6 protein-coding genes are annotated in these 11,170 nt (G+C 66.7%); 1 reads left to right on the top strand and 5 read right to left on the bottom strand.

Features of this window, described 5'->3' with window-relative positions; genetic code table 11:
* Positions 1–126 precede the first annotated feature (126 nt).
* The gene (fdxA, locus tag BOX17_RS10305; RefSeq protein ID WP_071944272.1) at positions 127–450 is read left to right on the top strand and encodes a ferredoxin FdxA; all 324 of its coding nucleotides are present in this window, start codon (positions 127–129) and stop codon (positions 448–450) included.
* Positions 451–955: 505 nt separating this feature from the next.
* Here fdxA and eno read toward each other — a convergent pair.
* The 5 genes from eno to gltB all read right to left on the bottom strand — a co-directional run bounded on the left by eno (position 956) and on the right by gltB (position 11,000).
* Positions 956–2,248, bottom strand: a complete 1,293-nt coding sequence (eno, locus tag BOX17_RS10300) for a phosphopyruvate hydratase (RefSeq protein WP_071944270.1) — start codon at positions 2,246–2,248, stop codon at positions 956–958.
* A 35-nt stretch (positions 2,249–2,283) separates the two neighbouring features.
* Entirely contained in the window at positions 2,284–3,150 is an 867-nt protein-coding gene (gene kdsA, locus BOX17_RS10295) for a 3-deoxy-8-phosphooctulonate synthase (RefSeq protein WP_071944268.1), read from the bottom strand.
* Between the two features lie 5 nt (positions 3,151–3,155).
* The gene (locus tag BOX17_RS10290; protein ID WP_071944266.1) at positions 3,156–4,811 is read right to left on the bottom strand and encodes a CTP synthase; all 1,656 of its coding nucleotides are present in this window, start codon (positions 4,809–4,811) and stop codon (positions 3,156–3,158) included.
* 275 nt (positions 4,812–5,086) lie between these two features.
* Positions 5,087–6,505, bottom strand: coding sequence for an FAD-dependent oxidoreductase (locus BOX17_RS10285; RefSeq protein ID WP_071944264.1), 1,419 nt, complete (start codon positions 6,503–6,505; stop codon positions 5,087–5,089).
* 46 nt (positions 6,506–6,551) lie between these two features.
* Positions 6,552–11,000 (bottom strand): glutamate synthase large subunit, encoded by a 4,449-nt coding sequence (gltB, locus tag BOX17_RS10280; RefSeq protein WP_071944262.1) that lies wholly within the window; start codon positions 10,998–11,000, stop codon positions 6,552–6,554.
* Positions 11,001–11,170 lie beyond the last annotated feature (170 nt).

Below are 11,170 nucleotides of genomic sequence, written 5' to 3'. Positions count from 1 at the left end.
CCCTTGCCCCGACTAGAATGGCTCGATCAAAAACTTTGTGATTATAAGAAATCATCTTCTTATAACCTATATAGAAACCACGACTATCGGCCGTGCCCTGCCCCGGCCAGAGAATGGGAGACTGGCATGACATTCGTCGTCACCGAGAACTGCATCAAGTGCAAGTACACCGACTGCGTCGAGGTCTGCCCGGTGGACTGCTTCTACGAGGGCCCCAACTTCCTGGTGATCCACCCCGACGAATGCATCGACTGCGCGCTGTGCGAGCCAGAGTGTCCCGCCGAGGCGATCTTCTCGGAGGACGAGCTGCCGGAGGGTCAGGAGGCGTTCATCGAGATCAATGCCGAGCTGGCCGAGGTGTGGCCCAACATCAGCGAGAAGCAGGAGCCGCCGGAGGATGCCGAGGCGTGGGACGGCAAGCCGGGCAAGCTGGAACTGCTCGAGCGCTGAGCGCACCCGCCGGACACGACAACGCCGGAGGTCTCTCGACCTCCGGCGTCGTCGTTCTGCCCTGAGCGAAGCGGGAGTCGCTCGGTCAAAAAAGGCGGCCCGCAGGCCGCCCGCTCCAAGCCGATCCTTGAGCGGCTCCCTCCGCCCGACTCCCGTGATGCCTTCCCTGTCCGGGAGCGGCTTCCTGCCGCACCGAACACATCACCTCAAGCATCCCGTTGCATCCTGCCGAAAGAACGTCCCCGCTCTTCCTGATCCCGTATTCATTGTGGCATGGCAGCATGGCCGTACAAGCCTTTCCGGACGGTGTTCGGGCGGCCCTCGCCCCGGACGACCCGCAGAAGCCGAACGAAAAAAGGCTTAGAAATCAGCCAAATGAAAAGGACCGACCCCTAAAGGGGTCGGCCCTGACAACGGCACGGGTAGCGAAAGTCGTCGCCGCCGTGTAGGCGATCTCTTACACGAGGTCGCGCAAAAGGCAACACTGTTCGCTTACTCCCTTCGCTTACTGCCCCTTGATCGCGGCGCGCCCCGGGTAGTCGACCTGCGCGCCCAGCTCCTGCTCGATCACCAGCAGCCGGTTGTACTTGGCCACGCGATCCGAGCGGCACAGCGACCCGGTCTTGATCTGGCCGGCGCAGGTACCTACCGCGAGGTCGGCGATGGTCGTGTCCTCGGTCTCGCCGCTGCGGTGGGAGATCACGGCGGTGAAACCGGCCTCCTGGGCCATGCGCACGGCGTCCAGGGTCTCGGAGAGCGAGCCGATCTGGTTGAACTTGATCAGGATGGAGTTGCCGATCTGCTCGTCGATGCCGCGCTTGAGAATCTTGGTGTTGGTGACGAACAGGTCGTCGCCCACCAGCTGCACCTTGTCGCCAAGCTTGTCGGTCAGTGCCTTCCAGCCCTCCCAGTCGGACTCGTCCATGCCATCCTCGATGGAGACGATCGGGTACTGATCGGCGAGCTCGGCCAGATAGTCGACGAAGCCGCTCGCGTCGAAGGTCTTGCCTTCGCCGGACAGGTTGTACTTACCGTCCTTGAAGAACTCGCTGGAGGCGCAGTCCAGGGCCAGGGTCACGTCACGGTCGAGCACATAGCCGGCGTCGGAGACGGCCTGCTTGATGACCGCCAGCGCCTCGGCGTTGGAGGCGAGGTTCGGCGCAAAGCCGCCCTCGTCACCCACCGAGGTGGAGAGCCCACGACCGGCAAGCACCTTCTTCAGGGCGTGGAAGATCTCGGCACCCATGCGCAGGCCCTCGCGGAAGGTCGGCGCCCCCACCGGCTGGATCATGAATTCCTGGATGTCGACGTTGTTGTCGGCATGCTCGCCACCGTTGAGGATGTTCATCATCGGCACAGGCATCCGGTAGCGGCCCGGCTGGCCGTAGAGCTCGGCGATATGGGCGTAGAGCGGCACGCCCTTCGCGTTGGCGGCGGCCTTGGCGGCGGCCAGCGACACGGCCAGGATGGCATTGGCGCCGAGGCTGGCCTTGTTGTCGGTCCCGTCGAGCACCAGCATCGCGTCGTCCAGGCCACGCTGGTCGCGGGCATCCATGCCGACCAGGCGCTCACGGATGGCAGTATTGACGGCCTCCACGGCCTTCAGCACGCCCTTCCCGAGGTAGCGGTTCTTGTCGCCGTCACGCAGTTCCAGGGCCTCGCGGGAGCCGGTGGAGGCGCCGCTGGGGGCACATGCCACGCCGATGGCGCCGCTCTCCAGGCGAACCTCGGCCTGGACGGTGGGATTGCCGCGTGAGTCCAGCACCTCGAGGGCGCGGATGTCGACGATATGGGTCATCTTGTGGGTCCTTGTCGTGTCAGCGTGGGGAAGAATCAGGAGATCTCGAGGGGCGCGAACCCCTTCACCAGATCATCGATGGCCTTCAGCTGGGCCAGGAAAGGCTCCAGGCGATCCAGTGGCAGGGCGCAGGGACCGTCGCACTTGGCGTTGTCGGGGTCGGGGTGGGCCTCCAGGAAGAGCCCGGCCAGGCCGACCGCCACGCCGGCGCGCGCCAGCTCGGCGACCTGCTGGCGCCGGCCGCCGGCGCTGTCGGCCCGGCCGCCCGGGCGCTGCAGAGAGTGCGTGACATCGAAGAAGACGGGATACCCCGTCTGCTTCATGTCGCCGAAGCCGAGCATGTCGACGATCAGGTTGTTGTAGCCGAAGCTGGACCCGCGCTCGCACAGCAGCAGTCGGTCGTTACCGGCCTCCTCGCACTTGCGCAGGATATGGCGCATCTCCTGAGGGGCCAGGAACTGCGGCTTCTTGATGTTGATCACCGCGCCAGTCTCGGCCATGGCCACCACCAGGTCGGTCTGACGCGCCAGGAAGGCCGGCAGCTGGATGATGTCGGCGACCTCGGCTACCGGGGCGGCCTGCCAGGGCTCGTGGACGTCGGTGATGATCGGCACCCCGAAGCGCTCCTTCACCTCGGCCAGTATCTCCAGCCCCTTCTCGAGGCCGGGGCCCCGGAAGGAGTGGATGGAGCTGCGGTTGGCCTTGTCGAAGCTGGCCTTGAAGACGTAGGGCATGCCGAGACGACCGGTCACCTCGACATAGGTCTCGGCCACCTCGAGGGCGAGCTCGCGAGACTCCAGCACGTTCATGCCACCGAGCAGCATGAGCGGGAGGGCATTGCCGGCCTCGAGGCCGGCGATGCTGACGTGACGCTGCTGGGTCGGGCCTTGGGGGTGCGACATCGGCCTCACTCCTGGTGGACAGACTGGGCACGGATGCGTGCCGCCTTGTGTTCAAGCGCCGCGTTGACGAAGCCGGTGAACAGCGGATGGCCGTCACGGGGGGTGGAGGTAAACTCCGGATGGAACTGACAGGCGATGTACCAGGGATGATCCGCCAGCTCGACCACCTCGACAAGGGAGTTGTCGACGCTCTTGCCGGAGACCACCAGGCCCGCCTGCTCGAGCTCATCGATGAACTGGTTGTTGACCTCAAAGCGATGGCGATGGCGCTCGACGATCTCGTCGCTGCCGTAGGCCTCGCGGGCCTTGCTGCCGGCCTTGAGCTGGCAGACCTGGCCGCCCAGGCGCATGGTGCCCCCCAGGTCGGAGGCCTCGTCGCGCAGCTCGACCTTGCCCTCGGGGCTCAGCCACTCGGTGATCAGGCCCACCACCGGATGCTGCGTGTCGTGGGTGAACTCGGTGGAGTCGGCGTCTGCCCAACCCGCCACGTGGCGGGCGAACTCGATCACCGCCACCTGCATGCCGAGGCAGATGCCGAGGTAGGGAATGCCGTTCTCGCGGGCGAAGCGGGCCGTGGCGATCTTTCCCTCCACGCCACGCTCGCCGAAGCCGCCGGGCACCAGGATGGCGTCCTTGCCGGCCAGGCGCTGGGTACCGTCGCGCTCGATGTCCTCGGAATCGATGTAGTCGACGTTGACCTTGATGCGGGTCTGGATGCCGGCGTGAACAAGCGCCTCGTTGAGCGACTTGTAGGCGTCGAGCAGCTCCATGTACTTGCCGACCATGGCGATATTGATCGACTTCAGCGGGTTGAGTTTGGCATCGAGCACCTTCACCCATTCGCTGAGGTCCGCCTCGCCGGGCTCCAGGCGCAGCTTGTCGCAGACGATGTCGTCGAGGCCGTGCTCGTGGAGCATCAGCGGGATGCGGTAGATGGTGTCGGCGTCCTGGAGGGGGATGACGGCCCGCTCCTCGACGTTGGTGAAGAGCGCGATCTTGCGACGCTCGGTCTCCTCGAGCTCCACCTCGCTGCGACAGATCAGGATATCCGGCTGGATACCGATGGAGCGCAGCTCCTTGACGCTGTGCTGGGTCGGCTTGGTCTTGGTCTCGCCGGCGGTCTTGATGTAGGGCACCAGGGTCAGGTGCATGAAGATCGCCCGGCTCGCGCCCAGTTCGCTCCTGATCTGACGGATCGACTCCAGGAACGGCAGCGACTCGATGTCGCCCACGGTGCCGCCGATCTCGACGAGTGCCACGTCGAAGCCCTCGCCACCGGCATAGACCCGGCGCTTGATCTCGTCGGTGATGTGGGGGATCACCTGCACGGTGCCGCCCAGGTAGTCGCCGCGTCGCTCCTTGCGCAGCACGTGCTCGTAGACCCGGCCGGTGGTGAAGTTGTTGGCCTGGGTCATCTTCGTGCGGATGAAGCGCTCGTAGTGCCCCAGGTCGAGGTCAGTCTCGGCGCCATCCTCGGTGACGAACACCTCGCCGTGCTGGAAGGGACTCATGGTGCCCGGATCCACGTTGATGTAGGGATCGAGCTTGAGCATGGTGACCTTGAGGCCGCGCGCCTCGAGAATCGCCGCCAGCGAGGCCGACGCGATGCCCTTGCCGAGAGAGGACACAACGCCGCCGGTCACGAAGATATATCGTGTCATGGAGAACCTGTCGAAACGTGATCGGTAGGCACGGCAGGAAGCCGGGCCAGGATGGGACGACAGACTAGCAGAATGCGACCAAAGGCTCAATTTCAGTGCCCTGCGTCGCCGCCCGAACACGGCGCCTCCCCGGCAACAGGCCTATGCGGGGGCGCGGTAAACCCTTCCCTGGACGCTACCGATGCCATCCCTGGCATAGCCCCCCCTCTGCGACCTGTGGCCAAGCAGGCCGCGACATCGAGGCCTCCGGTCGCGGAAGCCTCGGCGTCGAGGTGTCACACGCCCAGATAGTCGAGGATGCCCTCGCCGGCCTGGCGCCCCTCGTAGATGGCGGTAACCACCAGGTCGGAGCCGCGCACCATGTCACCGCCGGCGAAGATCTTCTCGTTGGTGGTCTGGAAGGGATGGGCGCCCTCCTCCGGCGCCATGACCCGGCCGCGCTCGTCGAGCTCGATGCCCACGGTCTCGAACCAGGGGGCCGGGCTCGGCTGAAAGCCGAAGGCCACGACCACGGCGTCGGCGGGAATGACCTCCTCGGAGCCGGGCACCACCTCCGGACGCTGGCGACCGTTCTCGTCCGGCTCGCCGAGGCGGGTGCGCACCACCTTCACGCCCTCGACCTTGCCCTCGCCGACCACGGCCACCGGCTGGCGGTTGAACAGGAACTCCACGCCCTCCTCGCGGGCGTTGGCCACCTCGCGCTTGGACCCGGGCATGTTCTCCTCGTCGCGACGATAGGCACAGGTCACGCTGGACGCCCCCTGGCGAATGGCCGTGCGGTTGCAGTCCATCGCGGTGTCACCGCCGCCCAGCACCACCACGCGCTGGCCCTTCAGCGAGGTGTACTCGTGGGGTTCCTTCTCGAAGCCCAGGCAGTGGTTGACGTTGGCGATCAGGTAGTCGAGCGCCTTGTGCACCCCGGGCAGGTCCTCGCCGGGGAAGCCCCCCTCCATGTACTTGTAGGTGCCCATGCCGAGGAAGACGGCATCGTATTCCTCGAGCAGGGTGTCGAAGGCAATGTCCTTGCCCACGTCGACGCCCAGGCAGAACTCCACGCCCATCTCCTCGAAGACCGCGCGACGGCGCTCCATCACCGTCTTGTCGAGCTTGAACTCCGGGATACCGAAGGTGAGCAGGCCGCCGATCTCCGGGTACTTGTCGAACACCACCGGCTTGACGCCATTGCGCACCAGGATGTCGGCGCAGCCCAGGCCCGCCGGGCCGGCACCGATCACCGCCACCTTGCGGCCGGTGGGGGTGACCTCGGAGAGGTCCGGCCGCCAGCCCATGGCGAAGGCCGTGTCGGTGATGTACTTCTCCACCGAGCCGATGGTCACGGCGCCGAAGCCGTCGTTGAGGGTGCAGGCCCCCTCGCAGAGGCGGTCCTGGGGGCAGACCCTCCCGCATACCTCGGGGAGCGAGTTGGTGCGATGGCACATTTCCACCGCTTCCAGGATGTTGCCCTCGCTGACCAGCTGCAGCCAGTTGGGAATGTAGTTGTGAACCGGGCACTTCCACTCGCAGTAGGGGTTGCCGCAGTGCAGGCAGCGGTGCGCCTGCCCCGCCGCTTCCTGGGGCTTGAAGGGCTCGTAGATCTCGGCGAACTCCCGTGCCCGGGTGCGCGCGGCCTTCTTCTGCGGGTCCTGGCGACCCACGTCGATGAACTGGAAATCGTTGCTCAGACGGTTTGCCATGACACTCTTCCTCTATACGAACCTGATCGGGACACCGACGGCTGATTCATTCCGGCTGACGCCGGGACTGGGCCAACAGGCCATTGAGGCTCGCCGCCTTGGGCTTCACCAGCCAGAAATGGCGGATGAAGTCGCTGAAGTCCTCGAGGATCGCCTGGCCGCGCTCGGAGCCGGTCTCGGCGACGAATTCCTCGATGACCTCCCGCAGGTGCCGCCGGTAGGCCTCCATGGCCTCGGTGTTCACCCGATGGATCTCCACCAGTTCGTGGTTGTACTTGTCGACGAAGGTCCGGTCCTCGTCGAGCACGTAGGCGAAGCCGCCGGTCATGCCCGCACCGAAGTTGACGCCCACCTCGCCCAGCACGCAGACCATGCCGCCGGTCATGTATTCGCCGCAGTGGTCGCCGGCCCCCTCGATCACCGCATGGGCGCCGGAGTTGCGCACGGCGAAGCGCTCGCCGGCCGTGCCGGCGGCAAACAGCTTGCCCCCGGTGGCGCCGTACAGGCAGGTGTTGCCGATGATCGCCGTCCTGTGGCTCTCGAAGGAGCTGCCGGCCGGCGGCACGATCACGACCTTGCCGCCGTTCATGCCCTTGCCCACGTAGTCGTTGGCGTCGCCCTCCAGGTAGAGGTGCAGGCCACGGGCGTTCCACACCCCGAAGCTCTGGCCGGCCACGCCCGTGAAGCGGGCCGTGACCGGGGCATCCTCGAGCCCGGATTCGCCGTAGCGCTTGGCGATGGCGCCGGAGATCAGCGCCCCCACGGAGCGGTCACAGTTGGTGATGGCGAAGTCAAACTCGCCGCCGGATTTGGCCTCGATGGCCTCCTTCAGCGCCTCGAGGACCTCCTGGTTCTTGGCGCCCGGATCGTGGGGCACGTTGCGGCTGACACGGCAGAACTGCGGCGCCTCCTCGGGCACGAAGTCGTTGCCCAGCAGGCCCGAGAGGTCGAGCTTGCGCTGGGAGGCGGTGACGCCCTCGAGTACCTCGAGCAGGTCGGTACGGCCGATCAGGTCGGTCAGCTGGCGCACCCCGAGCAGGGCCATCAGCTCGCGCACCTCCTCGGCAATGAAGCGGAAGTAGTGCTTGACCATGTCGACGGTGCCGCGGAAGTGCTCGTCGCGCAGGTACTGCATCTGGGTGGCGACGCCGGTGGCGCAGTTGTTGAGGTGACAGATGCGCAGGTACTTGCAGCCCAGCGCCACCATGGGGGCGGTGCCGAAACCGAAGCTCTCGGCGCCGAGAATCGCCGCCTTCACCACGTCGAGGCCGGTCTTCAGGCCGCCGTCGGTCTGCAGGCGGATCTTGTCGCGCAGGCCGTTGATGCGCAGCGCCTGGTGTACCTCGGGCAGGCCGAGCTCCCAGGGACTGCCGGCATGCTTGATGGAGGTCAGCGGGCTCGCCGCGGTGCCGCCGTCATAGCCGGAGACGGTGATCAGGTCGGCATAGGCCTTGGCCACGCCGGTGGCGATGGTGCCGATGCCGGGCTCGGAGACCAGCTTCACCGAGACCTGGGCGTCCGGGTTGACCTGCTTGAGGTCGAAGATCAGCTGCGCCAGGTCCTCGATGGAGTAGATGTCGTGGTGCGGCGGCGGCGAGATCAGGGTCACGCCGGGCACGGAGTACCGCAGCCGGGCGATCAGCTCGTTGACCTTGCCGCCGGGCAGCTGGCCGCCCTCGCCGGGCTTGGCGCCCTGGGCCACCTTGATCTGCAGCACGTCGGCATTGACCAGGTAGGCCGGCGTCACGCCGAAGCGCCCGGAGGCGATCTGCTTGATCTTGGAGCTTCTGATGGTGCCGTAGCGGGCCGGGTCCTCGCCCCCCTCGCCGGAGTTGGAGCGCCCGCCGGCCTCGTTCATGGCCTGGGCCAGCGCCTCATGGGCCTCCGGGGAGAGGGCGCCGAGGCTCATGCCGGCGCTGTCGAAGCGCGGCAGCAGGTCCTCGACCGCCTCGACCTCCTCCAGGGGAAGCGGCTCGGCAGCCGGCTTGAGCGCCAGCAGGTCGCGCAGGGTCGCGGGCGAACGCTCGTTGACCAGTCGGGCAAACTTCTTCCACTTGGCGTAGTCGCCCTCCTGGACCGCCTCCTGGAGGGACGTGACCACGTCGGGATTGTAGGCGTGGTATTCGTGGCCATGGACGTACTTCATCAGGCCGCCCTGGGAGATCCCCTTGCGCGGCGTCCAGGCCTCCCGGCCCAGCAGCTCCTGCTGGAGCTGCAGCTCGCTGAAGCCGGTGCCCTCGATGCGCGACGCCATGCCGGTGAAGCAGAGGTCGACCACCTCGGAGGAGAGGCCCACCGCCTCGAACAGCTGGGAGCCGCGATAGGAAGCCAGCGTCGAGATCCCCATCTTGGAGAGGATCTTGTAGAGCCCCTTCTGCATCCCCTTGCGGTAGTTCTCGCGCGCATCGGCCGGATTGCCGACCAGCTCGCCGGTCTGGTGCATGTCGGCCATGACCTGGTAGGCCAGCCACGGGAAGACCGCGGTGGCCCCCACGCCGAACAGCACCGCCATCTGGTGGGCATCCCGGGCATAGCCGGTCTCGACCACGAGGTTGGCCCGCGGGCGCAGCGCCAGGCGACCCAGGTGGTGGTGAACGGCCCCCACGGCCAGCGCCGCATGGATGGGCACCTGCCCCTTGCCCAGCTCGGCGTCCGAGAGCACCAGGATCACCTTGCCGTCGTTGACGGCCTGCTCGGCCTGGCGGCAGAGCTCATGGATCGCCCCCTTGAGGCCGATCTCCTCGGGGTCGTAGCCGAGCGGAAGGACATGGCTCGAGAAGGCCGGGTCATCCTGGTTCATCAGGGCGGCGAACTTCCGCGGCGAGAGGACCGGCGTGGTCAGGATGATGCGGTGGGCATGCTCCGGGGTCGCCTTGAAGACGTTGCGTTCGGCGCCGATGCAGGTCTCCAGCGACATCACGATCGCCTCGCGCAGCGGATCGATGGCGGGATTGGTGACCTGGGCGAACTTCTGGCGGAAATAGTCGGTGAGCAGGCGCTGCTTGCCGGACAGCACCGCCATGGGCGTGTCGTCGCCCATGGAGCCCACGGCCTCCTGACCGCTCTCGGCCAGCGGGCGCAGCACCTGGTCACGCTCCTCGAAGCTGACCTGGAACATCTTCTGCTGGGCGAGCAGGGCGCCGGCGTCCATGGCATGGAAGCTCGCCAGCTCGGTCAGCGCCGACTCGAGGTACTGGGCCTCCTGCTTCAACCAGCGCTTGTAGGGGTAGGCGGACTTCAGGCGCTCGTCGATGTCGGTGGTGTGCAGCACCTCGCCGGTCTCGGTGTCCACGGCCAGGATCTGGCCAGGGCCGACCCGCCCCTTGGCCACCACGTCCTCCGGCCGGTAGCCATAGGTGCCGATCTCGGAGGCCAGCGTGATGTAGCCGTTACGTGTGATCACCCAGCGGGCCGGGCGCAGGCCGTTGCGGTCCAGCATGCAGATGGCCTGCCGGCCATCGGTCATCACCACGCCGGCGGGACCGTCCCAGGGCTCCATGTGCATGGAGTTGTATTCGTAGAAGGCGCGCAGGTCGGCATCCATCAGCTCGACGTTCTGCCAGGCCGGCGGGACCATCATGCGCACCGCGCGGTGCAGCTCCATGCCGCCGGTCAGCAACACCTCGAGCATGTTATCCATGCTGGAGGAGTCGGAGCCGGTGGTGTTGACGATCTCGTCGAGGTCGGCGACCTCGGGCAGCCGGTCGCTCAGGAAGTTCTCCTTGCGGGAGTTCGCCCAGCCCCGGTTGGCCTCGACGGTATTGATCTCGCCGTTGTGGGCCAGCAGGCGGAACGGCTGGGCCAGCGGCCAGCGCGGTGCGGTATTGGTGGAGAAGCGCTGGTGGAAGACGCAGATCGCGGTCTCCAGGCGCTCATCGCCCAGGTCCCGGTAGAAGGCCGGCAGGTCCACCGGCATCACCAGCCCCTTGTAGGAAACGACCTCGGCGGAGAGCGAGCAGACGTAGAACTCCTCCTCGTCGCGCAGCTTCTCTTCGGCACGCCGGCGGGCCATGTAGAGGTCGACGTCGAAGCGGTCGGTCCCGTCGGCGGCGGGCTCCACGAACAGCTGGCGGATCCGTGGCAGGCAGTCCAGGGCCATGGGGCCGCAGACGCTTGCATCCACCGGCACGTCACGCCAGCCCGCCACCTGAAGGCCGCGGGCCTCGAGCTCGGCGACGAGGGTATCGCGCCCGCGGGCCTCGCGGGCATCGTCGTCGGGGAGGAAGACCACCCCCACGGCGTAGTGCTCGCCGAGGGCCACGCCCAGCGCCTCTTGCGCCACCTCGCGCATGAAGGCATCCGGCATCTGCAACAGCAGTCCACAGCCATCGCCGGTCTTGCCGTCGGCGGCGATGCCGCCACGGTGGGTCATGCAGGTCAGGGACTCGATGGCGGTCTTGAGCAGATCGTGACTGGCCTGGCCCTCCATGTGGGCGATCAGGCCGAACCCGCAGTTGTCACGGAACTCGCCGGGCTGGTGAAGACCTCTGTTCATGGGCGTGCCTCGGGTTGAAAGGTTTTATTCGCAGTGACTACATGATATTTTATCGGGTTTTTCTTTTTTCATGCCGCCCCGACGCGGGGCACGGAACTGCGCGACAAAAGGCCGACCAGCATAGCCAGCGGCACCCCCCCGCGCAATATTCCGTCCCGGAACCGGGACGG

Origin of the sequence: Halomonas aestuarii, assembly GCF_001886615.1 — a bacterium.
Classification (GTDB): Bacteria; Pseudomonadota; Gammaproteobacteria; order Pseudomonadales; family Halomonadaceae; genus Halomonas; species Halomonas aestuarii.
Note: the sequence above shows the minus strand (reverse complement) of the source record. Positions and strands in the feature narration are given on the sequence as shown.